Raw genomic sequence first — 24,246 nt, 5'->3', positions numbered from 1 at the left:
ACGACGTTCGGCGATTGCCTACGTCTTCAACTCCTGCTTTAGTTGATAGAGAAAGCGCCAATCCGTTCCGGTGGCGATTATCTCTTGCGGGCTCGACTTGATCATGCCCGTTTCGTACATGCGCAGCGCGTAGAAGCGCATCGAGGCTTCGGCATCGAAATCCCGCCATCTGTCGTACCGGAGGTCGCCAAGCGTTTGCAGCGCGAGTTCGTAGCTGGGGACGAAACCTCGATCGACCAGCTGCCCTGCAGTCCATGACGGATCTGAGACACAGAGGTCGGCGCCCTTGAGGATGGACCGCAGGACGCGCTTTGTCGCCGCCGGGTATCTGTCTACATAATCCGCAGTCGCGGAAATCATGCAGCAGAAGTGCTGCGACCACGGCGGGTCGGTGGTCGAGTTGAGGATTGTGTGGCCTACTTTCCTGGAGCGAAGTTCCTGCGTGCGGGGCGGTTGGCCGAGCACTGCATCGTACTTTCCTTCGACGAAGCCTTCCGCAAAATTGTGCTCTTCGATGACCCATTCGATGTCGTTGACGGGATCGAGCCCAACATAGGCGGCCATCAGAGAAACCAACACGTGTTGCGGCGAATCAAGCGTAAAGACCCCAACCCGCTTTCCACGCAGGTCCGAGACGCCTTTGACGCTGTCGTTGGCGATCAGTTCGAGGCACCCGGAGTGCAGTCCGCTTAGTACCCTGATCGGCACTCCTGCATCGATCGACGCCAGATGAATCGGCACATAGTTCACACTGAAATCCGTCTCGCCGTTTGCGATCCACGCGGAATGATCAACCTTCTTGTCACCTTGCACATAGCGGACATCGGTGAATCCCTCGGCGCGCAGCATCTCTCCGGCGAGGTACAGGCCCGCCCAGCAATAGGCGCCGCCGATGTACCGCGGCAGGCGGACCGAGGTGGTCTCCGGCAGCGGCTCAGCCCAGGCTTGCGTAGAGGTGCCGATAAGGCCCGCGGCGCCGGCTGACGCAGCGCCGGCTAGGAAACGGCGGCGGTTCTGGATGATCTGCATAAGCCACTCCTTCCCTCGATAGGGCGCACGGCATGATGGCGATTGCCTACGTCTTCAACTCCTCCTTCAGTTCGCTGAAGAAGCGCCAGTCGGTGCCTTGGGCCAAGAGCTTCTGGGGGGTGCTCTTGAGCATCCCGACCTCGTGGAGGCGCAAGGCGTAGAAGCGCAGGGTGTCCTCAGCGCTATACCCACGCCAACCGTAGGGGAGCCCCTTTATGACCTGGAGGGCATGGTCATAGCGCCTAGTATAGCCCTGCTCCACCAAGTACTGCGCGGACTGCTCCGGCTCGCTGGCGCAGAAATCCGCCGCTTTCAAGATGGCGCGGAGGGCGCGTTTGGTGGCCACCGGATACGTGCGGACGAACTCCCGGTTCCCAGCCAGCATGCAGCAGAAGTATTGCGACCAGGGCCGGTCCACGGTGCTGCTAATCACCACATGGCCGATCTGCCGCTCCCGCATCTCCTGCGGTTCGGGGGGAAAGCCTAGGTAGGCATCGATCTTCCCCTCACTTAGGAGCCGGATGGACTCGGGTCCCGGATGCGTGACGAAGTGTATGTCCTTATGGAGGTCCAGGCCTACATAAGCCGTCATAGCGGCGAGAAAGACGTATCGGCTGGAATCTAGCGCTGGCACGGCCACGGTCTTCCCCTTGAGGTCGCGGATCGACTGGATGCGATCGGTGCCGAACAGCTCAAAGCAGCCGACGTGGAGTCCTGCCAGGATGACGATGGGATCCCCCGCTTCCAGGCTGAGAAGGAGCGGGGCGGCGAAATGCGCACTGAGGTCGGCTTCACCAGAGGCGAGGGCCGGCGCGATGTCTGCGGTCCCCTCTTTTTGGAGGTAGTGCACCTCAGTGAACCCTTCGCTGCGCAGCAGTTCTTCGGCTACATACTGGGGGGCCTGACAGATGCTGGGAATCCGGACGAGCCGGATCCGCGTCGTCTCAGGCGGTGGCTCCGCAGCGGCTCGCCTGCGGACGCTAGTCGTTTCCGGCGGTGGCTCTGAGGGGAGCGATTGCTGGACCCCGACTAGGCTCGCGGCGCCGGCTGCCGAAAGGCCGGCCAGGAAGCGCCGGCGGCTCTGGATGATTTCCATGTCCACGTCTCCCCTTGAGACAAATGGGATCAGGTTTTCAGCTCACGCTTCAACTCGTCGAGGAAGCGCCAGTCCGTTCCGTCGGCGATGATCTGTTGCGGGCTCGATTTGATCATGCCCGTCTCCTGCATGCGGAGTGTGTAGAACCGCAGGGAGTCTTCAGGATCGAATTCCCGCCACCGGTCGTACCGGATATCCTTCAGCGTTTGGAGCGCGTAGTCATACGATGGGACGAAATCGCGATCGACCATCTGCCGAGCCACCCGCTGCGGATTCGACACGCAGAGGTCAGCCGCCTTGAGGATGGATCGCAAGACCCGCTTGGTCGCCACCGGGTACCTATTCACGTAGTCCGACGTCGCGGAGATCATGCAGCAGAAATACTGTGACCATGGGCGGTCGACGGCATTGTTGAGGATGGTGTGGCCGATCTTCTTGGCGCGCAGCTCCTGCGGCTGGGGCGGCGTGCCGAGGAATGCGTCGATCTTCCCTTGGACGAAGAGTTCCGTGGGCTTGACGCCCTCAGTCAAGACCCACTGGATATCGTTGACGGGATCGAGCCCGACATAGCCGGACATGAGGGACAGCCACACGTGTCGCGAGTTGTTGAAACCATCAACGCCCACCCTCTTGCCCCGCAGATCCGTGACGCTGCGGATGCTCTCCTTGGCGATCAGTTCGAGGCATCCCGAGTGCAACCCGGTTAGCACCTTGATCGGCACGCCGGCATCGATCGACGCGATTTGGTTCGGCGGAAAGTTGACCGAGAAATCCGTCTCACCGCGTGCGATCCACTCCGATTGGTCGACGCTTCTGTCGGCTTCTACGTAGCGAACGTCGGTGAAGCCATCTGCGCGCATCAGTTCTCCGGCGATGTACGCGCCGGCCCAGCAGTAGGAACCACCAACCCACCGCGGCAGCCGAACCGTGGTCGTTTCCAGCGGCGGTTCCGCGTGAAGCGACTCCGGAAGACCGACAATACCGGCAGCGCTTACCGCTGCAGCGCCGGCCAGGAATCGGCGGCGGGTTTGCATGATCTGCATCCGAACGCTCCTCTTCCGAATCGCAAATGGCAATTCTGGCCGGAACCGAGCAAAAGAGGTTCCGGCAGTGACAGACAGTCTTGTGAGCGCGCCGAACACAGCGAATTACGAGCGCGCCCAGAGTCTTGATGCGGGAGTCTTGCGCTCTCAGTCGCCGGCCCAGTATTAGCAACCGACGATATGCCACGGTACGCCCAATTTGCGTTGGTTGCGAGCGCAAAACTTACTCCGCCAAACGTCCCGCCAGCACCTCGCTGTCAGGGAGACTGTTTGCGCGGTTCAGAATGGCCACTTCGAGTTTACTGCGGCCGGGCCGAGTCATCGACGCAAAGGTCTGCACAGGGTCATCAGTACTGGTTGCGCTTAACGTCTGGTTCCGGGAAGGAAAATCGGCCTCGGAAGGTCCCGAAAGGGTCAGGAATGCTGGTCGCGGTGAATGTCAGCTATCGGGCAGCGAAATGGGCTCATGAAGGGCGGCTTTGGGTCAGGTCACGACGATGCCCACACCAACCTGAATGTCCGCTGTTGAATATCGCGGCGAAGCTGCCGGTCTGCTCTCGGCCCATTTCGACCAGAACGCGACCTTAGAGTATCTGCTCGGCAATGACCGCTCCTGGCGGATTTTGTTGAAAAAGTCTGGTGCTCCGGAGGGCATACCTCTGAAGTAGAAAGGCATTTCTCGCTGGGCGTACTGCTGGAATCAAGATTCACAGGCAATTCATTTGCGGAACGAAATTCTATCCGCGCAGCCCTACGGCCTCGGTGGCGGACTTTTCAACACTATCGGCGCAATTGAGCCGTCCGCCAACAAAGTCTGTGTAGGGGTGAAATCTTCGAGGCCTGAGCTAACCGCTAAACCTGCCTTTGCGTCGAGAACAGGACGCTTGACTGAAGGGAAAGCCGCTGGCCGGCAAAGCTGATTGTTAAGTCCCGCACGGTAGAAGAGTCGCCGTGAGACAGTCAGTTGAAACATTTCGAACGTCTAACGGGCTTTCGCCGAAGGGTTGCACATCATAGTGTGCGCGAATGAACGAGGGGGCATTTCATCCGGAAGACAGGGCGCGATCCCAGATTGATCGGCGTCTGTTGTTGTGCGGGTGGGTGGTGCAGACCCGCGCCGAGATGAACCTGGGAGCGGGCCTTGGCGTCGCCGTCCGGGAATTCCAGACCGCTAGCGGTCCCGTCGATTATGCCCTGTTCGTAGCACGAATCCTGTGCGGCGTCGTGGAAGCCAAGCCTGACGGATCAACGCTTTCAGGTTTCGCCGAGCAGGCGGCGCGTTACATGGCGGGCGCGCCAAGCCATCTGGTGCGGTCGGATGGACAGGTACGTTTCGAGTATGTTGCCTCATCCTCGGAAACGATCTTCAGGGACCACGCCGATCCGGATTCCACATCACGCATCGTGTTCTCGTTCCACCGTCCGGAGACACTTGAACGCTGGATCAAGGATACCACGACACTTCGTGCCCGGCTGCAGTCAATGCCACCGGTCGATCCAACTGGGTTGCGTGCCTGCCAAGTAGACGCTGTAGCTGCTCTTGAGCAGTCGCTGGCGGTGAACAAGCCGCGGGCGCTCGTCCAGATGGCCACGGGCGCCGGGAAGACATTCACTGCCTGCACGTTGAGCTATAGGCTGCTGGCGCATTCCGGCTTCCGGCGCATCCTGTTCCTGGCGGACCGAGCGAACCTTGTCCGCCAGACTCGTGACGAGTTTCTCGCTTACCGCCCGCCGGGAACAGGCAGATCCTTCTCAGAGATCTACAACGTCCAGAAACTCGGCGCGGCGGGGCTGGACAAGGATTCACAAGTGGTGGTCGCGACTATTCAGCGCGTCTACTCAGTGCTGACCGGCACGGAGCTTGCCGAAGAGGACGAGGAGATTTCGTCATTCGAGCAGTCCGGCCCGTCGACTGAACGGCTGATCAGTTACAATCCCTCGATCCCGATCGAGAGCTTCGACCTGGTCATCACCGACGAATGCCACCGGTCGATCTATGGCACGTGGCGGCAAGTGCTCGAATACTTCGATGCCTTCACGGTCGGCCTCACCGCGACCCCCTCCCTTCACACGCTCGGCTTCTTCAACAAGAACCTCGTGGCTCAGTATCCCTATGAGCGGTCGGTGGTCGACGGCGTCAATGTCGGCTTCGAAATCTTCCGCATCCGGACGGAAATCGGTGAACGCGGGTCGACCGTGAAGGCAGGCTACGCGATAAGCGAACGCGAGCCGAACGCTACGAGACCCTGTCGGAAGATTTCGCATACACGCCGGACCAGATCGACCGGACTGTCCTGGTCCCGAACCAGATCCGCACGGTTCTCGAATCCTTTCGTGACACACTCTTCACCGAACTATTCCCCGGCCGTCACGAGGTTCCGAAAACTCTGATATTTGCCAAGGACGACCACCACGCCGAGGAGATTGTTGGGCTGGTCCGGGAGGTGTTCGGCAAGGGAAACGACTTCGCGAGGAAGATCACCTACAAGACTGACGGCGCCGATCCCGAACAGCTGATCCGCGCCTTCCGCAACGACTACAACCCGCGCATCGCCGTCACCGTCGACATGATCGCGACAGGAACGGACGTCAAGCCGATCGAGGCGCTGATCTTCCTTCGAGATGTCCGTTCGGAGCTTTATTTCGAGCAGATGAAAGGACGTGGCGCCCGCACGATATCGCCGGAGAAACTGCGCGAGGTCACTCCGGACGCCGAAGCAAAGACGCGTTTCGTACTGGTCGACGCGGTTGGCGTTTCCGAAAGCCTCAAGACGGTATCGCAACCTCTCGATCGTGACCGGGTCATAGGATTCGATCGGCTGATCGACGAGATCGCCGCCGGACGGCGGGACGATGACGCCTTCGCAACCCTTGCGGCCCGTCTGGCCGCTCTTGACCAAAGGATCAGCGACAAGGATCGCGCGGCAATCACAAAAGTGACGGGCGGCGTCGATCTCGCGGGTTTGGCAGGGCGCCTACTCGATGCCGTCGACCCGGATGCGCTTGCAGCCCGCGTGGGCCAGGACGCGCCGGAGCTGGAGCAGCGCAAGGCGCGAGAGGCGGCCAAGGATAAGGCAGTGGAAATCTTTGACGACCCGGCTCTGCGCAAGCTGCTGAAGGACGTGAAGGCGGCAGCAGATAACATCGCCTACGACAACGGAGCCCTCCAGTATGGATGTCTCAAGATCGATGACGTGTTCGGAGACGTGAGACGAGAGGGCCGTTGCTCGCTACATTGGCAATTCTCGACACCTACACCCTCACGAAATCGGGAACGGATGAAACGATTTGGGTCGAACTTGTGAAGGGTAAACGGCAGAAGGACGGTGCCCGGTGGTGCTTCTACGAGGTGCCCATCGAGGCTGGTGAGTGAGGTCGGTGAGGTCTGCTTCTGTCGGGCATAGTCACCCAAAAAAATCATCATGTGTTGGGTAGCTGGTTCTCACCGTCTCTCCGGACAACGAGTTTTTTTCGCGTCACTTGCGTAAGGGAACCAGACCTCACCGACCTCACCTTCGGGCTGAGAAATTGTCCCGAAATCTGCACTTAACCTTGAAACGCTGCTGGCTGGAGCCTCCGGCGTCCGCGAATGCCTATCGCCCCGGTAATCGACCGCGCCCGCTACCGCCCGCCCTTCAATGGCGCATGCGGCGAACAATCGTTACGACCACAACTGCAAAAATCAGAGCCAGCACAAACCACGGTGCAATATCGAATAAAATTCGAAGGCCACCCCACATCTGTGCTCGATCCTTTGGTTATGCCGGAAGCTAGTGAATTGGTCGTCAACTTTCCACCTCAGCAGGCATCAACTCAACCTGATATCGACCGACCACAAGGGCATGCCGTCTGCCTCACGCCAGCACATGAAGCCGGTGGCTTTGCACCCAACCTGCGCGCCGTGACATCGCGGACGACATAGAGCGTGCCGCCCCTACCGCGCCGCCTGAGTTTGATTTGTTTGCCCATACTCCTACAAGAGCCACCGGCGGACCTTTCTCCGCCAGAAACCAGAGCAGATTCTAGAGCTAAAACCAGAGCTAAAAGTGCAAATAGTCGCCCGGTGGCGCAAACCAAAACGGCGAATTAGCGAGTAAATTCAATCAGTTAGGTGAAGATTTGAGAGGTGAAATGTGGCGGAGAGGGAGGGATTCGAACCCCCGATGGGCTTGCACCCATGCCGCATTTCGAGTGCGGTGCATTCGACCACTCTGCCACCTCTCCGCGGTCATGGTCCGCCGTTGCCGGCGCGGCGCACTAGATAACGGCTGGACAGGCAGGTTACAAGGGCCAATCTGCCCCGGCGCCGCAGCTTCTGTCCGTGCTTCCTTCGAGCCTCCGGCAGCCGCTGCTCGATATTTGCTAGGACTGGGCTCAACCCATTCGCAGCTTGCCCGCGGCGCTTGCCTTGACTCAAGCCGAACCTTCGGTTAGGGACAGCGCGCAATCGGCGTGGAGGGATCTTCCGCGCCGCTTGTTTTTTGAACCCGCAGACTGACAAAAAGACGGCCGAACCGCCTGAAGCGGTTCATCAAGGCCGACCGAACAGCGAAAGGCAAAAAATGTTCGCAGTCATCAAAACGGGCGGCAAGCAGTATCGCGTTGCCGCCAACGATCTCCTGAAGATCGAAAAACTCGAAGCCAATGTCGGCGACATCGTCGAGATCGGTAATGTGCTCGCGCATGGCGAAGGCGAAAACGTCACGTTCGGCGCGCCGTTCGTGGATGGTGCGATGGTCACCGCCGAAGTCGTCGAGCAAGGCAAGAACCGCACGGTCATCGCCTTCAAGAAGCGCCGCCGGCAGAATTCGCGCCGCAAGATCGGCCATCGCCAGCTTTTGACCACCGTCAGGATTGCCGAAATCCTGCTGGGTGGCGCCAAGCCGGCGAAGAAGGCCGCCGCCAAGACCGAAGCGAAGGCCGAAGTTGCAGCCAAGACCGAGGCGAAGGCTGAAGCCGCGCCGAAGGCAGCAGCGAAGGCAGAGGCTGCGCCGAAGAAGGAAGCCAAGGCCGAGACGACCGTGGACAAGGCTGCCGAAGCCGCCGCGCCGTTGTTCAAGGCGCCGAAGGGCGAGCCGGACGACCTGACCGTGATCAAGGGCATCGGCCCGGTCGCCGCCGGCCAGCTCAACGAACAGGGCATCACCACCTTTGCCCAGATCGCCAAGCTGTCCGACAAGGACGTCGCCAAGATCGACGAGCACATGCCGTTCAGCGCCGACCAGATCAAGGACTGGCGCGAGCAGGCCAAGGAATTGGCGAAGAAGTAGAACGAACCGGCGCAATCGTCGCCGGATCGGACTTGAAACGGAACGCGAACGCGTTCATAAGATCGTTTAGGCGCCTCGCGGCGCATCGGAGTAGTTAGATGGCACACAAGAAAGCTGGCGGATCGTCGCGCAATGGTCGCGACTCCCATTCCAAGCGGCTCGGCGTGAAGAAGTTCGGCGGCGAAGCCGTGATTCCGGGCAACATCATCATTCGTCAGCGTGGCACGACGTGGCATCCCGGCACCAATGTCGGCATTGGCACGGACCACACGCTGTTTGCGCTCGAAGCTGGCGCAGTCACCTTCAACAAAAAAGCCAATGGCCGAACCTACGTATCGGTGAACCCGATGACGAAGGCAGCGGAGTAGCCGGTTCCGCACGAGAACACCGGCACCCATCTCGGGAACCGGTGTCTGGCCAAGCCAGGAAATGGATCAGGGGAGATGGGTTTCCATCTCCCCTTTTTCTTGTGCCTGGAGGACTTTGATATGGTTGCCGAAGCGGAAGCGACAGACGACGAAAGTTACACGATAGATTGCCCGGTCCTGGTCACCGAGCGGCTGGTTATGCGTGCCCCGCGTGAGAGCGACATCGAGCAATTGGTGGCGCTCGCCGACAACCGCCATGTCGCGGAAATGCTGGCCCGCATGCCGCATCCCTATGGCGAGGCGGAGGCACGCGCTTTCCTGGCCATGACGGCATCGCGCCGGGCCGGAATCGCCTATGCGCTGACGCTGGCCGGCACCGAGACCTTCGTCGGCTGTGCCGGGCTCAACACCACGGATCGTGGGCTGGAGCTCGGCTACTGGATCGGCGAGCCGTACTGGAAACGCGGCTACGCGACGGAGGCAGCGCACGCACTGGTCGACCTTGCCTTCCAGAGAACCACGATCCAGGTGCTGCACGCCTCGACGCGGGTTATCAATCCGGCCTCGCGCCGGGTCATCCACAAATGCGGCTTCCAGTATGCCGGCCAGGGCATGCTGAATTCGATCGTTGCCGGTCAGGTGCCGGTCGAGCGCTACCGCCTCGATCGCAAGACCTGGACCAGCCTGCGGAACTGGGTGCATTTTTGATGGATGCGGCTCACGTCATCTCGAGCCAGATCGGCAAGTGATCCGAACCGGCCGCTTGCCGGTCGACCCACAGGCGCCTCAGCGATTTGGCAAGCGAGGCGCTGGTGAAGATGTAGTCGATGCGCTTGTAGCGGCTGGTATCGCCCGGCCGCTTGGGGTCGACCCAGGTGACGAGATCGGCGCCGGCAGCGCCGAGGCGGGTGGCAGCATCGATGGCGAGGTCGGCGGTCACCGGCATGCCGAATTCATGGTCAGGCTGGCCGGCGAGTTCGACATGTTCCGGCGATCCGGCCAGCATGTTGAAGTCGCCCATGACGACGAAGGCTTCGGGACAAGGCAGGTCCGGCAAGCCGATCTCGGCGACGCCGGAGAGCCCGCCGCCCTCGAGCGGGTATTTCAACAGACGCTGGCGCAGAAAGCGGATCTGGCTCAGCCGTTCAACCGGGCTACGGTGGTCGAGATGGGTGGAATAGAAGCGGATCGGACCAAGCGGCGTTTCGATCAGCGCCTCCAGCGCGCCGCGCTGGAAGTTCATCGCCTCGACACTGCGGCTGCGCGGCAAAAGGAGATTGCGCGACAGATGGATCGGCGTCCTCGACAGCACCATGTTGCCGAGCTGGAAGGTGGTCGTGATGGCGCGGCCGTTCTCCAGGCGCGAGCCGGCGTCGGCTTCGAAATTGCTGCCGTAGACGGCAAAATAGTCGGGCAGCGCCTCGCCGAGGTCGGCCACCATGTCGCGGCCGCCATTCTTCGGGTTGGCGCGGGTGACCTCCTGCAGCGCGATCACGTCGGCGCCGCGCACGGCATCGGCGATACGGCCGACATCATAGCGGGCGTCGAGGCCGACGCCGTAGTGGATATTGTAAGTAACCAGCTTCATTCCGACATCTCGCGCTTGGAAAGCCGAGGATCGATTTTCGGCAAGGGTCAACCAAATGCTACGCGTCCAGAGCTACGCGCGACGGTACAGTAGCAAAAACGGCCCTCGCCCTTCGACCCGCCTTGGTTTAGAGCAATCCCGCAAAGCCAATAGCAGAAACCATACAATCCGATGAAATTTCTCGATCAAGCCAAGGTCTACATCCGCTCCGGCGACGGCGGCGCCGGTTCGGTGTCGTTCCGGCGCGAAAAGTTCATCGAGTTCGGCGGCCCGGACGGCGGCGACGGCGGTCGCGGCGGCGATGTCTGGGTCGAGGCGGTCGATGGGCTGAACACGCTGATCGACTATCGCTACCAGCAGCATTTCAAGGCCAAGACCGGGACGCACGGCATGGGCCGCAACATGACCGGCGCCAAGGGTGCCGACGTAACGCTGAAAGTGCCGGCCGGAACACAGGTCTTTGCCGAGGACAATGAGGCGCTGATCTGCGATCTGACGGTCGTCGGCCAGCGCTTTCTGTTGGCCAAGGGCGGCAATGGCGGTTTCGGCAACCAGCACTTCAAGACCTCGACCAACCAGGCGCCGCGCCGCGCCAATCCCGGACTGCCGGGCGAAGAGCTCAACATCTGGCTCAGGCTGAAGCTGATCGCCGATGCCGGCCTTGTCGGGCTGCCCAACGCCGGCAAGTCGACCTTCCTGGCGGCGGTCACCGCGGCCAAGCCGAAGATCGCCGACTATCCCTTCACCACGCTGCATCCGGGCCTTGGCGTGGCCCGCATCGACGGTCGCGAATTCGTCATTGCCGATATTCCGGGCCTGATCGAAGGCGCGCATGAAGGTGTCGGCATCGGCGACCGCTTCCTTGGCCATGTCGAGCGCACGCGTGTCCTTCTGCATCTTGTCTCGGCGCAGGAAGAAAATCCGGCCAATGCCTACAAGACCGTGCGTGCCGAACTCGAAGCCTACGGCAACGGCCTGACCGACAAGGTCGAGATCGTCGCGCTTTCCCAGGTCGACATACTCGATGCCGACGCACGCAAGAAAAAGACCGCCTCGCTGAAACGTGCCGCCGGCCGCGCGCCGATGCTGCTTTCGGCAGTCACCGGCGAAGGCGTCGAGGCGGTGCTGCGCGCGCTGATCGCTGTGGTGGCCGATGCACGCGAGGCTGTCGCTGCGCCGGTCGAGACGCGCTGGAACACATAGCCATGGCCGCGCAATCGCTGAAAAATTATCGGCGCATTGCCGTCAAGATCGGCTCGGCGCTGCTTGTCGACCGCACGACGGGCCTGAAGCGCGACTGGCTGGCCTCGCTTGCGGACGACATCGCCGTGCTGGCCAATGGCGGCGCCGAAATTCTCGTCGTGTCTTCGGGCGCGATTGCACTTGGCCGCACCATTCTCGGCCTCGGCAAGCGGGCGCTGAAGCTCGAGGAGAGTCAGGCGGCGGCCGCCGTCGGGCAAATCGCGCTGGCCGGCGCCTGGTCGGATGCGCTCGGCAAGAATGGCTTGAAATCGGGCCAGATCCTGCTGACGCTCGGCGACACCGAAGAGCGCCGCCGCTATCTCAACGCGCGGGCGACGATCTCGACACTGCTCAAGATGAAGGCGGTGCCGGTCATCAACGAGAACGATACGGTGGCCACCTCCGAAATCCGCTATGGCGACAACGACCGGCTGGCGGCGCGCGTCGCCACTATGATGGGCGCCGACCTTTTGGTGCTGCTCTCCGACGTTGACGGGCTCTACACGGCACCGCCGGCGCGTGACCCGCAAGCTCGATTCATTCAGGTCGTCGACCGCATCACCCCCGACATCGAAGCGATGGCGGGTGCCGCTGCTTCGGAATTGTCGCGCGGCGGCATGCGCACCAAGCTCGACGCCGGCAAGATCGCGACCGCCGCTGGCACCGCCATGATCATCACATCGGGCACGCGGCTGTCGCCGCTGCTGGCAATCGAGCGCGGCGAGCGTGCCACCTTCTTCCGGCCGAGCGCCAATCCGGTCAAGGGCTACAAGACCTGGATCGCCGGGCAGCTCGAACCGGCCGGCCGGCTGACCGTCGATGCCGGCGCCATCGGCGCGCTGCTCTCCGGCAAGTCGCTGCTGCCGGCCGGGGTCAAACTGGTCAGCGGCAATTTTGCGCGTGGCGACACGGTGGCGATCCTGTCGCCCGAGGGCCGCGAGATCGCGCGCGGGCTGGTTGCCTATGATGCCGCCGATGCCGTAAGGATCGCTGGGCTGAGGACGACAGAGATCGAAACCGTGCTCGGCTACGAGGCGCGTTCGGCGATGATCCACCGCGACGATCTTGTGGTGAGCCATGCCGGTGGCGAGCAAGTAGTCGGTGACCAGGTTACATAGCGGAGGATGAGCCATGCTGACGCTGCATGAAAAATCCCGGGATGATACCGTGGCGCTGATGGCCGATATCGGCCGCCGCGCGCGTGCCGCGGCCCGCCCGCTGGCCATCGCTGCGGCCGAGCGCAAGCACGCGGCGCTGTTCGGCATGGCTCAGGCGATCCTTCGGCATGAGCAGGACATCCTCGACGCCAATGCCATCGACATCAGAAATGGCAGGGAGGCTGGCCTATCGGCAGCGTCGATGGATCGGCTGAAGCTCGATCCCGCCCGCATCCGCGCCATGGCAGACGGTATCAGCGAGATCGCCGGGTTACGCGATCCGGTCGGCGATGTCATTGCCGCATGGGACCGGCCGAACGGGTTGCATATCGAACGGGTGCGCACGCCGCTCGGTGTCGTCGGCGTCATCTATGAGAGCCGGCCTAACGTGACCGCCGATGCCGGCGCGCTCTGCCTCAAGGCGGGCAATCCGGTGATCCTGCGCGGCGGCTCGGATTCGGCGAATTCTTCCGCCGCTATCCATGCCTGCCTGGTCGAGGGGCTGAAGGCAGCCGGGCTGCCGGAGGATGCCATACAATCGGTGCCGACTACCGATCGCGCCGCCGTCGGCGAAATGCTGAAAGGACTTTCCGGCAATCTCGAGGTCATCATTCCGCGCGGCGGCCGCAGCCTGGTCGAGCGTGTGCAGAACGAGGCGCGGGTGCCGGTCTTCGCGCATCTCGAGGGCATCTGCCATCTCTATATCGACCGATCGGCTGATCTCGACATGGCGGTCAAGATCGCGGTCAATGCCAAGATGCGGCGCACCGGGGTGTGCGGTGCTGCCGAGACGCTGCTGGTCGACCGTGCCGCCGCCGGCACGCACCTGGTGCCGATCCTCGAGGCCTTGCGGGCGGCAGGCTGCGAGATCCATGCCGATGCCGAGGCGCTGAGGCTTTATGCCGATGCCCAGCCCGCGACCGATGCAGACTGGGTGACCGAGTATCTCGATGCCATCATTGCGGTGAAGCTGGTTGACGGCATTGGCGGCGCCATCGAGCATATCGAGACGTTTTCCTCGCATCACACCGAGGCGATCATCGCCGAGGACGCCACAGCGGTCGACCGGTTCTTCAACGAGGTCGATTCGGCGATTCTTCTGCACAACGCCTCGACCCAGTTTGCCGATGGCGGCGAGTTCGGCATGGGCGCCGAGATCGGCATCGCCACCGGCAAGATGCATGCACGCGGGCCGGTCGGCGTCGAGCAACTGACCTCGTTCAAATATCGCGTGCGCGGGTCGGGACAGGTGAGGCCTTGAATCCGTCCACAGTCCGAGCCTGAGAGGCGTGCGCCCAGCCACCCCCCTCTGTCCTGCCGGACATCTCCCCCTCAAGGGGGGAGATTGGCTGTCATTTCTGATTTCGCCAATCGGCGGCGTTGCAAGATTTGCGCCTGCGATGAAGCTGACAATCTCCCCCCTTGAGGGGGAGATGCCCGGCGCGGCAGAGGGGGGTGCCTGACGCATGCTTGCCTTGTCCGAACATGCCATATCCTCCCGCTATCTCAAGATGCCGCATGCCGGGAAAGGCGTGGCGGTCGGGCTGTTCGGCGGTTCGTTCAACCCGCCGCATGCCGGCCATGCGCTGGTCGCCGAGATCGCACTCAGACGCCTTGCGCTCGATCAGCTGTGGTGGATGGTGACGCCCGGCAATCCGCTCAAGAATGCCGGAGACCTGGCGCCGCTGGCCGAGCGGCTGCAGCTATCCGAAAAGATCGCGAAGAACCCGAAGATCAAGGTCACCGCATTCGAGGCGGCCCACCGCGTCCGCTTCACCGCCGACACGCTGGCGCTGGTCAAGGCGCGTAACCCGGGCGTCGATTTTGTCTGGATCATGGGCGCCGACTCGCTTCGCGACTTCCACCGCTGGCAGCGCTGGCGCCGCATCGTCATGCCGTTCCCGATCGGGGGGGTCGACCGGCCAGGCGCGACGCGGTCGTTCCTGTCGGCGGTGGGCGCCAAGACCTTCGACTATGCCCGCGTCGACGAGGGCGACGCACCGCGGCTCGCCCGCATGACGGCGCCGGCCTGGACCTTCATCCACGGCCCGCGTTCGTCGCTGTCGTCGAGCGCGATCCGCAAGGTGGCAAAGGGCTGAACCGGCGCGGAAGGCAAGTCCGGTGATGTCGCTTTTGCCGCTGCCTTGACCTGCTTGATGGGCGATCCTCGGTCATGACGATTCTCGAGCGCGACCAGGACAAGAACGGTCTAGGGCAGCCGGCGCCGTCGATCGCCATTGCCAGCATCCTTTTGTCGATGGCGCTGATCGCCGTCGGCAATGGGCTGATGTTCGCCTATATCCCAGTCCGGCTCGGCGCCGAGGGCTTCGATCCGACATGGGCGGGGCTGATCGTCACCGGCCTTTCGGCTGGCGGCCTCGCCGGCTGCATCCTGACCGGGCCGCTGGTGCGGCGTGTCGGCCATGCCCGCGTGTTCATGGTGCTGTCGGCGCTGATCGTGCTGTCCAACGCCGCGGTCGGCGCGGGGCCGCACCCATTGCCATGGATCGCTGCACGGGCACTCTACGGCTTTGCCATATGCGGCCTGTTCATTGTCGCGCAGAGCTGGCTGAACGATGTCGTCGCCAACGCCATCCGCGGCCGGGTCATGGCTATCTTCTACGTTGCCTACGTCGCCGGGCTCGGCGTCGGCTACTCGACGCTGGCGTTGATCGATATCCGCGCGGCCGACGCGCCGCTGATCGGCATTGCCTTCACCGCGCTGTCGATCCTTCCCGTCGGGCTGACGCGGCTTGCGCAGCCGCCGGCGCCGCAAGCGGCGTCCGTGGCGCTCGGCCGCGCCTGGCGGATCTCCCCGGTCGGCGTTGCCGGTATGCTTGCCGTCGGCGGCCTGTCGATGACGATCTCGGGTTTTGCGCCGATCCATGCCACGGCCAAGGGCTACAGCCAGGCCGACGTCGCCTTGCTGCTTTCGGCAATGCCGGTCGGCACGCTGATCCTGCAGATTCCGCTCGGCTGGATTTCCGACCGCACCGACCGGCGCTTTGTGCTGATCGCGGCGTCGGCGCTTGCCGCCGCGGCGGGCCTGTTTGCCCTCGGTTTCGACGGCGGCGCGCTGGCGGTGCTGCTCGTCATCTATGTGGTCTGGGACGGCGCCTCGGAATCGATCTATTCGCTTGCCAGCGCCCATGCCGGCGACCGCGCCGGCAAGGACGACATGGTGGCGTTGTCGAGCTCGCTTTTGTTTGCCTGGTCGCTGTCCGGCTTCGTCGTACCCGGCATTGTGACCGGACTTTCCGCCGTCTACGGCACGCAGGCCTTCATCTATGTGGCAATCGTCATTGCCACAGCCTACTGCCTGTTCGTTCTCTGGCGCGTCGTCATGGTTCGGCCGGTGCCCGCCACCGAGACCGGCAGTTTCGCGCCAATGACGGCGCAGGCGCCGTTGCCTGTCGATCTCGCCTTCGCGCCCGAAGATCAGCGCGGGCGCGGAGAGCTTTGAGGGCCATCTGCCGGCCGGGTTCAAATGCTCTATTGCTGCGTGGCTGAGGCCTCCGGCTGCGGCACTTGCGGCGCCGGCGCCGGGATTGAAAGGCCTTCGGCATCGAACGCCTGCTTGACGCTCTTGGTGAGGTCGATCTGGGCGGCGAAGAAATCGGCAGCCGCCGTCCAGTAGCGCAAGGTGATGGCGACGGTGCTGTCGCCGACAGTCGCGACAAAGGCGATCGGCGCCGGCTGCCGCCTGACGCGTCGGTCGGCGGCGGCGACACCGAGCATGGTCTTCTGCGCAAAATCGATGTCGTTCCAGGAGCCGATGCTGAGCGTGATGTCGCCGCGGCGCACACCGTTGCGGGTGAAATTGCGGACCGGCTGGTTCCACAGGGTCGAGTTGGGTGCAAGCACGTAGACGCCTTCGACCGTCCTCAGCGTTGTGGCAAACAGCCCGATCTCCTCGACGGTGCCGGATATCGCGCCGACTTCGACATATTCGCCGATGCGGAACGGCCGCAGCGCCAGGAGCATGATGCCGGCGGCAATGTTCTGCAGCGTGCCTTGCAGCGCCAGGCCGATGGCCAGGCCGGCGGCACCGATAGCGGCAATGATCGAAGCCGTCTGCACGCCGAACTGGCCGAGAACCATGATTACGACCAGTCCCAGGATGGCGTAGCGGACGACCTGCGAGAAGAAATGGCGGAGCGTTTCGTCGAAGCCGCTGATATGGCCGAGGCCGGCATAGATCGAACGCTCGGCGAGGCCGGCGACGATGTAGCCGATGACCAGCAGGATGACGGCGCCGACCGCCGAAAGCGAGTAGGAGACGATCAGCGTGCTGAGTTGCGCCAGGCCGGATTGCACGGTGAGGAGAGCGTTCTGGGGATCGATCGGCATGTCGGGATTCCGGTTCGTGGATGAGCCGATAACCGCTGCGGGGCGAGGCGGTTCCGATTTTCTGGCCCGAAAAGCCGGATATTCGGCCGCTGCCGGGTGCCTGCTTGCGAGCGGTGTCTTGAAACTGCAACCTAACTCTGCCTATCTAAGCAGTGTCACCTGATTTCAGAGGTGATTTGGTTGTTCTTGCTGCGAAAGGAAATACACTGAGAACAGCACTGCGGAAGAAGGCCGACATCGTGCCTTCGCCGGCCGGGATCAGCGTAAACGACGCCGTGTCCCGCGCCATCAAGACAGTCCTTGCCAGTCTGGAAGACTCCAAGGCCGAAAACATCGTCTCAATCGACATTCAGGGGAAATCGAGCCTCGGCGACTACATGGTCGTCGCGTCGGGCCGATCGCACCGTCATGTCTCGGCTGTTGCCGATCATCTCCTCAAGGCGCTGAAGGATGCCGGGCTCGGCACTGCACGCGTCGAGGGGCTGGCTGGCGCCGACTGGGTCCTGATCGATTCGGGCGACATCATCGTCCATGTCTTCCGTCCCGAGGTCCGCGACTTCTACAATCTCGAAAAGATGTGGCAGGCGCCCGATCTCGAGGAGGAGACCCTCCACTGAGCCGTATTCGTCTTGATGCATGTCGTCGTCCGACATGCATCAGCGGCTCTTCGAGGCAGGGATGAAGATTACGGTTCATGCCGTGGGCCGAATGAAAGCCGGCCCCGAGAAGCAGTTGGCCGACCGCTATTTCGAGCGTTTTGCCAGGAGCGGTCCTGCCGTGGGCCTCGAATTCGCCGGGATCGTCGAGATTGCCGAAGGTCGCGCGCAGACGGCCAATGAGCGCCGGCGCGAGGAAGGCCAGAAACTGCAGACGCACTTGCAACCGGGCACGGCGCTGATGCTGCTGGATGAGCGCGGCAAGAACCTTTCCTCCGAGGATTTCGCCGGTCGCATAGGTTCGCTGCGCGATGGCGGGCGCAAGGCGCTGGTGATCGCCATTGGCGGCGCCGACGGCCATGACCAGTCACTGCGCGACCTGGCTGATCTGACGGTGTCGCTCGGCGCGCTGACCTGGCCGCATCAGCTGGTCCGCGTGATGCTGGGCGAGCAGCTTTACCGGGCGGCCACGATCCTTTCCGGTCACCCCTACCATCGTTCATGAAGTCGGCTCCGTCGGCGAATTGATGCCAGCCGCCCGGATTTTTGCCCCAATGCTCATCGACAGTTTGGGCTCATGGGGTTTGTCGATGACGGCCGGGGCTCGAACATGGTTGATGGTTCGTTAACGAAGCCGCGCATAGAGTTGGGCTTCAATGTCTGAAGACTGGAAATCACGAACGGGCTCCTGGCGCGTGCGCTACGGCATCGCCGTGGCGACGATCGCGCTTTCGCTCGGCGTCGCGCGGGCCGAGAACACGCTCGACCTGGCGCCCGACCCGGACCAGAGCCGCGCCGAATACGAAAAAGTATCGAAAGAGATCACGCAGTCGTCCGAGCGGCTGGCCAAGCTCGCCGCTGACATAGCGGCTGTCAAGAAGGACCACGCCTCGATCACCGCGGCGCTGATCCAGTCGGCGATGACCGAGCAGAAGCTCGGCCAGGACATCGAGGACATTGGCGGCAAGCTGGAAGGGCTGAAGGCGCAGGGGCAGAAGATCCGCGCCTCACTGGCCGCCAGACGCGACGTTCTGGCCGAAGTGCTCGGCGCGCTGCAGCGCATGGGGCTCAATCCGCCGCCGGCGATCCTGGTCAAGCCGGAGGACGCATTGTCGTCGGTGCGCAGCGCCATCCTGCTCGGTGCCGTGGTGCCGGAACTGCGCCACCAGACCGACATGTTGCTGGCCGACCTCAAGGAGCAGTCGCGGGTGACGGCCTCGATCGAGGCCGAGCGGGCGCGGCTGACGGCAGCTGTCGGCGAGCAGGCGGCGGAAAAAAAGCGGCTCGGCATGCTGCTCGAAGCCAAGCAGAAGCTCGCCGCCGATACGCAAACCGCGCTGGCCGCCGAAAAGCAGCGGTCCGCGACGCTGGCGGCCAAGGCCGGCAGCCTGAAAGAACTGATCGCCTCGCTCGAGGCCGACAGAGCCCGCAAGGCGGCGGATGCGGCCAAGGCAGCCGAGCAAAAGACGGCCGACGCCGACAAGGGCCCGGCATCGGCTGCGGCGCCGACGGAATTGGCCTCGCTGCCGGTGCCGGAGAGCAACAGGCTCACCGCTGCCGCGCCGTTTTCCGCGCTTCAAGGGCAGATCGCGCTGCCGGTCACCGGCAGGATCAAGCGGCGCTTCGGGGCCGACGACGGTAACGGCGCGGTGATGCTCGGTGACATGGTTGCGACACAATCGGGAGCCATCGTCACGGCGCCGGCGGATGGAAATGTGCTTTATGCGGGGCCTTTCCGCTCTTACGGTCAACTCTTGATCCTGAATGCGGGTGACGGCTATCATGTCGTCCTGGCGGGGATGAGCAGAATCAGCGTCGCGTCTGGCCAGTCGGTGCTCGCAGGTGAGCCGGTCGGCGCGATGGGAGAGGCCCGGGTGGCGAGCACCTCGGCATCGAAGAATGGAAATGCCACACCGGAGCTCTATGTCGAGTTCCGCAAGGATGGAAAACCCGTCGATCCGGCCCCATGGTGGGCGGACCGTTTTTCTGGAAGGACGTGAATGATGCGGAAACTGTCGCTTCTGTTTGCCGGTGCGCTGATGGGTGCATCGGCGATGAGCCTGGTCTATGGCGCGCCCGGCTCGACAGCGAAGGCTGCGGGCTCCGAGACCTATAAGCAACTGGCGATCTTCGGCGATATCTTCGAACGGGTAAGGGCGAATTATGTGACGCCGCCCGACGACAAGTCGCTGGTTGAAAATGCCATCAACGGCATGCTGTCGTCGCTCGACCCACACTCCTCCTACATGAATGCCGAAGAAGCGCAGGACATGCGCGTGCAGACCAAGGGCGAATTCGGCGGCCTCGGCATCGAGGTCACCATGGAGAACGACCTGGTCAAGGTGATCACGCCGATCGACGATACGCCGGCCGCCAAGGCAGGCGTGCTCGCCGGCGACTATATCGCCAAGATCGACGGCGAGGAGGTCCGCGGCCTGACCCTCAACGACGCCGTCGAGAAGATGCGCGGGCTGGTCAATACGCCGATCAAGCTCACCATCCTGCGCCAGGGCGCCGACAAGCCGATCGAACTGACCGTCGTGCGCGATATCATCAAGGTCAAGGCGGTCAAGTTCCGGGTCGAAAACGACATCGGCTACATGAAGATCACCTCCTTTACCGAAAAGACCTATGACGACCTCGAGAATGCCATCGACACCATCAAGAAGCAGGTGCCGAACGACAAGCTCAAGGGCTACGTGCTCGACCTGCGCCTCAATCCGGGCGGTTTGCTCGACCAGGCGGTGAGCGTGTCGGATGCCTTCCTCGACCGTGGCGAGATCGTCTCGACGCGCGGCCGCGATCCGAAGGACGTCACCCGCTTCGACGCGCGGGCCGGCGACGACATCGGCGGCAAGCCGCTGATCGTGCTCGTCAATGGCGGCTCGGCCAGCGCATCGGAAATCGTTGCCGGCGCGCTGCAGGATCTGCGCCGCGCCACCGTGGTCGGCACGCAGTCCTTCGGCAAGGGTTCGGTGCAGACCATCATTCCGCTCGGCGAGAACGGGGCACTGCGGTTGACGACGGCGCTCTATTACACGCCGTCCGGCAAGTCGATCCAGGGCAAGGGCATCACGCCCGACATCAAGGTCGACCAGCCGCTGCCGGCGGAACTGCAGGGCAGGGACCTGACGCGCGGCGAATCGGACCTCAAGGGCCATATCAAGGGCGCCGACGAAAGCACGACCGGTTCGGGCTCGGCCGCCTATGTGCCGCCGGAACCCAAGGACGATTTGCAGCTCATCTATGCCGAGCAACTGCTGCGCGGCCAGAAGACCGATCCGGCGTTCCCGCCGAATCCGCAAAAGGCCGTGTTGAACCAGTAAGGGCGGGCAAGCCGGGCCAAACAGGTCTGGCTGCCTGAGCGAAGCGATGCGATGCTGCCGGGGCCGCGAGGCTCCGGCAGTTTGATTCGGGGCTGCGGCCGGCATGCTGCGCGTCCAGTGGAGCAAGGGGACGCGCCGACATTTTGGATTTTGCGCCTCCGGAGAAGGTTTACTTCGGGGATGCACGCCGGGGGGTGCGGGCTTGGCTGATATCGGCAAGGACATAGAACGACCTCTCGGACAGGCGATCCGGCTGCCGCGCTCAGGCAGCGGGATCAGCGCCGGTGCGGTCGCGGCCGCGCTTGTCGTGCTGTCCGTGGTCGGCGTCTCCAGCGCGATCGCCTTGCGAGACAAGCCGTTCCGGAAGCTGCAAGAAGTAGCCGTTTCGACGCCGAAGACGCCGGCGGCGGATACCGTCGCCGCGCCCGCCAAGGCGACGCCCGAAATGGCTGCGCCAAGCAACGCAAGGGGGGCCAACATAAGCGGGCCGAAGACGGGCGGTCCGCAGATCATCCATGTCCAGACCGAAGAGGGCGACGGTCCACCCAATGCGGCCATCGTCATCCGCGACCCTTCGACGATCGGCCAGAACCTCAGGATCGCGCACATTCCCGACAAGGCGCTGGTCGAGGCCAGCGAAACCGGTCCGTTGCCGATCCGCGCCGCCGACGGCAGGCGCCCGTTCGATGTCTATGCGCGGCCGTGGTCCGGGGCTCGCGGTGCACGCGTCGCGCTCGTCATCGGCGGGCTTGCCGTGTCGCAGACCGGCACGCAGGCAGCCATCGCCAAGCTGCCGGCGGAAGTGACGCTGGCCTTCGCGCCGCAAGGCAACAGCATCGGCCGCTGGATGCAGGTGGCGCGGCAGAGCGGCCATGAGGTCATCATGCAGGTACCGCTTGAGCCGTTCGACTATCCGAACGTCAATCCCGGCCGTAACACGCTGACCGTGGCTGCAACGCCGGACGAGAATTTGAAGAATTTACGCTGGGCGCTGTCGCGAACGACCAACTACACCGGCGTCATGAACTATATGGGCGCCCGCTTTTCGGCCGACGCGACGGCGATGGGGCCGTTGATGGCCGAGCTTGGCAAGCGTGGTCTGGCCTATGTCGACGACGGTTCGTCGGCGCGCAACCTGGCACCCGAACTGGCGCTGAAGGACGGCGTGCCGTTCGTCGGCGGCGATACGGCGATCGATGCGGTGCAGGACCGCGGCGCCATATTGAAGAAACTGGATGGGCTGGAAGCGACGGCACGGGCGAAAGGGTTTGCCGTCGGCATCGGCTCGGCTTTCGACCTGACGGTGGATACCGTGTCTTCCTGGGTGACCGAGGCCAAGAAGCGTGGCATCGAGATCGTGCCGGTTTCGGCGGTGGCCATAGATCCGGAAAAAGGCTGAGATGGCAAAGAACAAGCTCGTTGACCCCGAGACGCTGCCCTACCGGCCCTGCGTAGGGGTGATGGTCCTCAATGAGGCCGGCCTGGTCTGGGTCGGCCGTCGCATTGCCGAGCCGGACAGCGAATTCGCTGGAACGACGCAGCTCTGGCAGATGCCGCAGGGCGGCATCGATGATGGCGAGGAGCCGCTGCCCGCGGCGGCGCGTGAACTTTACGAAGAGACCGGCATGCGCTCGGTGTCGCTGCTGGCCGAGGCGCCGCACTGGATCAAATACGACCTGCCGGCGCATCTGGTCGGCGTCGCCTTCAAGGGACGATATCGCGGCCAGACGCAGAAATGGTTTGCCTTCCGTTTCCACGGCGACGAAACCGAGATCGCGATCAATCCGCCGCCGGGTGGCCACAAGGCCGAGTTCGACCGGTGGGCGTGGCGGCCGATGCTGGAATTGCCGGGCCTAATCGTGCCGTTCAAGCGCAAGGTCTACGAAGACGTGGTGGCGGCGTTCCGGCACCTGGTGGCGTAGCCGCCGGCCTTCCGTTAAAACAGGTCGGCATGAACGACATCTCCAGCAAATCTCTTCCGCCGACCGTCACCCTGGGCGAACCGATCAGCGAAGCCGCGGCAGGGGCGATCCTGACCATCGATCTCGGCGCCGTCCGTGAGAACTACCGGCGGCTGAAGGCGCGGCTGGGCGGCGTCGGCTGTGCTGGAGTGGTCAAGGCCGACGGCTATGGGATTGGCGCGGCGCCGGTGGCGGCGGCGCTGATGGGTGAGGGCTGTAATACTTTCTTTGTTGCGCATTTGGCCGGCGGCATCTTGCTGCGCAAGGCGCTCGGCTCAGACCCGGCCATTTATGTGCTGAACGGCATTCCGCCGGGTGCGGAAAGGGAAGCGGTTGCGGCAGGGCTTTGCACCGTACTCAACAGCGCCAGCCAGCTCTCGGCATGGCGTGAAGCGGCGGGGCGGGTGGGCCGCAAATTGCCAGCCGCCGTCCAGGTCGACAGCGGCATGTCGCGGCTCGGCATGACGCCATCCGAGGTGAAGGCAGTCGCGCAGGATCCGCAGGCTTTCGACGGTGTCGAACTGACGTTCGTGATGAGCCATCTCGCCTGCGCCGATGAACCCGAGCAGCCGGCCAACGAGCGGCAGCGGCTGGAATTCGAACGGCTGCGCCGGATGCTGCCGGAAGCGCCGGCTTCCTTTGCCAATTCATCAGGCATTTTTCTCGGGCAGCGCTATCACTACGACCTCGTTCGTCCGGGTGCCGCTCTCTATGGCGTCAATCCGACGCCGGCGAAGGACAATCCGATGCTGCCGGTGGTGCGATTGCAAGCCAAGGTCATCCAGACGCGGATATTGGAGGCCGGCGCCGGTGTCGGCTACGGTCACACTTTCCACACCAAGGCTCCGCTTGCCGCGGCTACGATTTCGCTCGGCTATGGCGATGGCTGGCATCGACGCGCCGCTTCCTCCGCCTGGCTCGAAAATGTGCGGCTGCCCTTCGTCGGCCGGGTTTCGATGGATTCGATCATCCTCGACATTTCCGCATTGCCGCCCGGCAGGCTGAAGGCCGGCGACCTCGTCGAACTCATTGGACCGTCGTCGCAGACGGTGGACCAGGTAGCCGGCCAAGCCGGCACCATCGGCTATGAGGTCTTGACCAGCCTCGGCCACCGTTTCCACCGGCGCTATGTGAATGGCTAGGACGCAAGGTTGTTGTCC

24 protein-coding genes and 1 tRNA gene are annotated in these 24,246 nt (G+C 63.3%); 19 read left to right on the top strand and 6 right to left on the bottom strand.

Annotated features, from left to right (window positions below; all coding sequences use genetic code 11):
- Positions 1-18: 18 nt before the first annotated feature.
- The 3 genes from NKI67_RS05105 to NKI67_RS05095 are packed head-to-tail and all read right to left on the bottom strand — an operon-like array spanning position 19 to position 3,168.
- On the bottom strand, positions 19-1,029 hold the full coding sequence (locus NKI67_RS05105; protein WP_352595954.1) for an ABC transporter substrate-binding protein: 1,011 nt from the start codon (positions 1,027-1,029) through the stop codon (positions 19-21).
- A gap of 46 nt (positions 1,030-1,075) precedes the next feature.
- On the bottom strand, positions 1,076-2,125 hold the full coding sequence (locus NKI67_RS05100) for an ABC transporter substrate-binding protein (protein WP_352595957.1): 1,050 nt from the start codon (positions 2,123-2,125) through the stop codon (positions 1,076-1,078).
- Between the two features lie 29 nt (positions 2,126-2,154).
- Complete coding sequence (locus tag NKI67_RS05095; RefSeq protein WP_352595960.1) at positions 2,155-3,168, bottom strand: ABC transporter substrate-binding protein; 1,014 nt, start codon at positions 3,166-3,168, stop codon at positions 2,155-2,157.
- Positions 3,169-3,683: 515 nt separating this feature from the next.
- Here NKI67_RS05095 and NKI67_RS05090 point away from each other — a divergent pair.
- The 4 genes from NKI67_RS05090 (at position 3,684) to NKI67_RS05075 (ending at position 7,090) form a co-directional block, all read left to right on the top strand.
- Positions 3,684-3,836, top strand: a complete 153-nt coding sequence (locus tag NKI67_RS05090) for a hypothetical protein (protein WP_352590059.1) — start codon at positions 3,684-3,686, stop codon at positions 3,834-3,836.
- Positions 3,837-4,290: 454 nt separating this feature from the next.
- Positions 4,291-5,559 carry a DEAD/DEAH box helicase family protein gene (locus NKI67_RS05085; RefSeq protein ID WP_352644600.1) on the top strand — a complete coding sequence of 423 codons (1,269 nt, stop codon included), beginning with the start codon at positions 4,291-4,293 and terminating at the stop codon, positions 5,557-5,559.
- Positions 5,560-5,612: 53 nt separating this feature from the next.
- A complete protein-coding gene (locus NKI67_RS05080) occupies positions 5,613-6,473 on the top strand; it encodes a hypothetical protein (protein ID WP_502897414.1) in 861 nt (286 codons plus the stop codon).
- A 284-nt stretch (positions 6,474-6,757) separates the two neighbouring features.
- A complete protein-coding gene (locus NKI67_RS05075; RefSeq protein WP_352634284.1) occupies positions 6,758-7,090 on the top strand; it encodes a hypothetical protein in 333 nt (110 codons plus the stop codon).
- Between the two features lie 212 nt (positions 7,091-7,302).
- Here the strand turns inward: NKI67_RS05075 and NKI67_RS05070 are convergent.
- A tRNA-Ser gene (locus tag NKI67_RS05070) sits at positions 7,303-7,392 on the bottom strand.
- Between the two features lie 338 nt (positions 7,393-7,730).
- Between NKI67_RS05070 and NKI67_RS05065 the strand changes: the two genes are divergently transcribed.
- The 3 genes from NKI67_RS05065 to NKI67_RS05055 all read left to right on the top strand — a co-directional run bounded on the left by NKI67_RS05065 (position 7,731) and on the right by NKI67_RS05055 (position 9,514).
- Positions 7,731-8,438 carry a 50S ribosomal protein L21 gene (locus NKI67_RS05065; protein WP_023678078.1) on the top strand — a complete coding sequence of 236 codons (708 nt, stop codon included), beginning with the start codon at positions 7,731-7,733 and terminating at the stop codon, positions 8,436-8,438.
- 98 nt (positions 8,439-8,536) lie between these two features.
- Positions 8,537-8,806, top strand: a complete 270-nt coding sequence (gene rpmA, locus NKI67_RS05060) for a 50S ribosomal protein L27 (RefSeq protein ID WP_023678077.1) — start codon at positions 8,537-8,539, stop codon at positions 8,804-8,806.
- Between the two features lie 120 nt (positions 8,807-8,926).
- Complete coding sequence (locus NKI67_RS05055) at positions 8,927-9,514, top strand: GNAT family N-acetyltransferase (protein ID WP_023678076.1); 588 nt, start codon at positions 8,927-8,929, stop codon at positions 9,512-9,514.
- Between the two features lie 10 nt (positions 9,515-9,524).
- On the opposite strand, the gene NKI67_RS05050 is transcribed toward NKI67_RS05055, so the two are convergent.
- Positions 9,525-10,394, bottom strand: coding sequence for an endonuclease/exonuclease/phosphatase family protein (locus NKI67_RS05050; RefSeq protein WP_023678075.1), 870 nt, complete (start codon positions 10,392-10,394; stop codon positions 9,525-9,527).
- Positions 10,395-10,565: 171 nt separating this feature from the next.
- On the opposite strand from NKI67_RS05050, the gene obgE reads away from it, so the two are divergent.
- The 5 genes from obgE (at position 10,566) to NKI67_RS05025 (ending at position 16,256) form a co-directional block, all read left to right on the top strand.
- A complete protein-coding gene (gene obgE / locus NKI67_RS05045) occupies positions 10,566-11,597 on the top strand; it encodes a GTPase ObgE (protein WP_352590050.1) in 1,032 nt (343 codons plus the stop codon).
- 2 nt (positions 11,598-11,599) lie between these two features.
- Positions 11,600-12,754, top strand: coding sequence for a glutamate 5-kinase (gene proB, locus NKI67_RS05040; protein ID WP_023678073.1), 1,155 nt, complete (start codon positions 11,600-11,602; stop codon positions 12,752-12,754).
- Between the two features lie 13 nt (positions 12,755-12,767).
- Entirely contained in the window at positions 12,768-14,054 is a 1,287-nt protein-coding gene (locus NKI67_RS05035) for a glutamate-5-semialdehyde dehydrogenase (RefSeq protein WP_352644598.1), read from the top strand.
- 250 nt (positions 14,055-14,304) lie between these two features.
- The gene (locus NKI67_RS05030; protein ID WP_352644676.1) at positions 14,305-14,892 is read left to right on the top strand and encodes a nicotinate-nucleotide adenylyltransferase; all 588 of its coding nucleotides are present in this window, start codon (positions 14,305-14,307) and stop codon (positions 14,890-14,892) included.
- Positions 14,893-14,966: 74 nt separating this feature from the next.
- Positions 14,967-16,256: an MFS transporter gene (locus NKI67_RS05025; protein ID WP_023678070.1), complete on the top strand. Its 1,290-nt coding sequence runs from the start codon at positions 14,967-14,969 to the stop codon at positions 16,254-16,256.
- Between the two features lie 29 nt (positions 16,257-16,285).
- On the opposite strand, the gene NKI67_RS05020 is transcribed toward NKI67_RS05025, so the two are convergent.
- Positions 16,286-17,143, bottom strand: a complete 858-nt coding sequence (locus tag NKI67_RS05020; protein ID WP_023678069.1) for a mechanosensitive ion channel family protein — start codon at positions 17,141-17,143, stop codon at positions 16,286-16,288.
- Positions 17,144-17,382: 239 nt separating this feature from the next.
- Between NKI67_RS05020 and rsfS the strand changes: the two genes are divergently transcribed.
- The 7 genes from rsfS (at position 17,383) to alr (ending at position 24,228) form a co-directional block, all read left to right on the top strand.
- Positions 17,383-17,760, top strand: coding sequence for a ribosome silencing factor (gene rsfS, locus NKI67_RS05015; protein ID WP_023678068.1), 378 nt, complete (start codon positions 17,383-17,385; stop codon positions 17,758-17,760).
- Positions 17,761-17,821: 61 nt separating this feature from the next.
- Positions 17,822-18,304 (top strand): 23S rRNA (pseudouridine(1915)-N(3))-methyltransferase RlmH, encoded by a 483-nt coding sequence (rlmH, locus tag NKI67_RS05010; RefSeq protein ID WP_023678067.1) that lies wholly within the window; start codon positions 17,822-17,824, stop codon positions 18,302-18,304.
- Between the two features lie 151 nt (positions 18,305-18,455).
- The gene (locus NKI67_RS05005) at positions 18,456-19,799 is read left to right on the top strand and encodes a murein hydrolase activator EnvC family protein (RefSeq protein WP_352644596.1); all 1,344 of its coding nucleotides are present in this window, start codon (positions 18,456-18,458) and stop codon (positions 19,797-19,799) included.
- Complete coding sequence (locus tag NKI67_RS05000; protein WP_023678065.1) at positions 19,800-21,125, top strand: S41 family peptidase; 1,326 nt, start codon at positions 19,800-19,802, stop codon at positions 21,123-21,125.
- Positions 21,126-21,327: 202 nt separating this feature from the next.
- Positions 21,328-22,524 carry a divergent polysaccharide deacetylase family protein gene (locus tag NKI67_RS04995; RefSeq protein WP_352644594.1) on the top strand — a complete coding sequence of 399 codons (1,197 nt, stop codon included), beginning with the start codon at positions 21,328-21,330 and terminating at the stop codon, positions 22,522-22,524.
- 1 nt (position 22,525) lies between these two features.
- A complete protein-coding gene (locus tag NKI67_RS04990) occupies positions 22,526-23,047 on the top strand; it encodes an RNA pyrophosphohydrolase (RefSeq protein ID WP_352574652.1) in 522 nt (173 codons plus the stop codon).
- Between the two features lie 29 nt (positions 23,048-23,076).
- On the top strand, positions 23,077-24,228 hold the full coding sequence (gene alr / locus NKI67_RS04985) for an alanine racemase (RefSeq protein ID WP_352574654.1): 1,152 nt from the start codon (positions 23,077-23,079) through the stop codon (positions 24,226-24,228).
- Positions 24,229-24,246: the final 18 nt, after the last annotated feature.

The sequence above is a fragment of the Mesorhizobium sp. M0408 genome (assembly GCF_040321495.1).
Lineage (GTDB): Bacteria > Pseudomonadota > Alphaproteobacteria > Rhizobiales > Rhizobiaceae > Mesorhizobium.
This window is presented reverse-complemented; position numbering and strand designations above follow the sequence as displayed.

Coding starts and splice junctions, on each gene's coding strand:
- NKI67_RS05105 (WP_352595954.1), bottom strand. CDS start 1,029: ATGCAGATCATCCAGAACCGCCGCCGTTTCCTAGCCGGCGCTGCGTCA.
- NKI67_RS05100 (WP_352595957.1), bottom strand. CDS start 2,125: ATGGAAATCATCCAGAGCCGCCGGCGCTTCCTGGCCGGCCTTTCGGCA.
- NKI67_RS05095 (WP_352595960.1), bottom strand. CDS start 3,168: ATGCAGATCATGCAAACCCGCCGCCGATTCCTGGCCGGCGCTGCAGCG.
- NKI67_RS05090 (WP_352590059.1), top strand. CDS start 3,684: ATGTCCGCTGTTGAATATCGCGGCGAAGCTGCCGGTCTGCTCTCGGCC.
- NKI67_RS05085 (WP_352644600.1), top strand. CDS start 4,291: ATGAACCTGGGAGCGGGCCTTGGCGTCGCCGTCCGGGAATTCCAGACC.
- NKI67_RS05075 (WP_352634284.1), top strand. CDS start 6,758: ATGCCTATCGCCCCGGTAATCGACCGCGCCCGCTACCGCCCGCCCTTC.
- NKI67_RS05065 (WP_023678078.1), top strand. CDS start 7,731: ATGTTCGCAGTCATCAAAACGGGCGGCAAGCAGTATCGCGTTGCCGCC.
- rpmA (WP_023678077.1), top strand. CDS start 8,537: ATGGCACACAAGAAAGCTGGCGGATCGTCGCGCAATGGTCGCGACTCC.
- NKI67_RS05055 (WP_023678076.1), top strand. CDS start 8,927: ATGGTTGCCGAAGCGGAAGCGACAGACGACGAAAGTTACACGATAGAT.
- NKI67_RS05050 (WP_023678075.1), bottom strand. CDS start 10,394: ATGAAGCTGGTTACTTACAATATCCACTACGGCGTCGGCCTCGACGCC.
- obgE (WP_352590050.1), top strand. CDS start 10,566: ATGAAATTTCTCGATCAAGCCAAGGTCTACATCCGCTCCGGCGACGGC.
- proB (WP_023678073.1), top strand. CDS start 11,600: ATGGCCGCGCAATCGCTGAAAAATTATCGGCGCATTGCCGTCAAGATC.
- NKI67_RS05035 (WP_352644598.1), top strand. CDS start 12,768: ATGCTGACGCTGCATGAAAAATCCCGGGATGATACCGTGGCGCTGATG.
- NKI67_RS05030 (WP_352644676.1), top strand. CDS start 14,305: ATGCCGCATGCCGGGAAAGGCGTGGCGGTCGGGCTGTTCGGCGGTTCG.
- NKI67_RS05025 (WP_023678070.1), top strand. CDS start 14,967: ATGACGATTCTCGAGCGCGACCAGGACAAGAACGGTCTAGGGCAGCCG.
- NKI67_RS05020 (WP_023678069.1), bottom strand. CDS start 17,143: ATGCCGATCGATCCCCAGAACGCTCTCCTCACCGTGCAATCCGGCCTG.
- rlmH (WP_023678067.1), top strand. CDS start 17,822: ATGAAGATTACGGTTCATGCCGTGGGCCGAATGAAAGCCGGCCCCGAG.
- NKI67_RS05005 (WP_352644596.1), top strand. CDS start 18,456: ATGTCTGAAGACTGGAAATCACGAACGGGCTCCTGGCGCGTGCGCTAC.
- NKI67_RS05000 (WP_023678065.1), top strand. CDS start 19,800: ATGATGCGGAAACTGTCGCTTCTGTTTGCCGGTGCGCTGATGGGTGCA.
- NKI67_RS04990 (WP_352574652.1), top strand. CDS start 22,526: ATGGCAAAGAACAAGCTCGTTGACCCCGAGACGCTGCCCTACCGGCCC.
- alr (WP_352574654.1), top strand. CDS start 23,077: ATGAACGACATCTCCAGCAAATCTCTTCCGCCGACCGTCACCCTGGGC.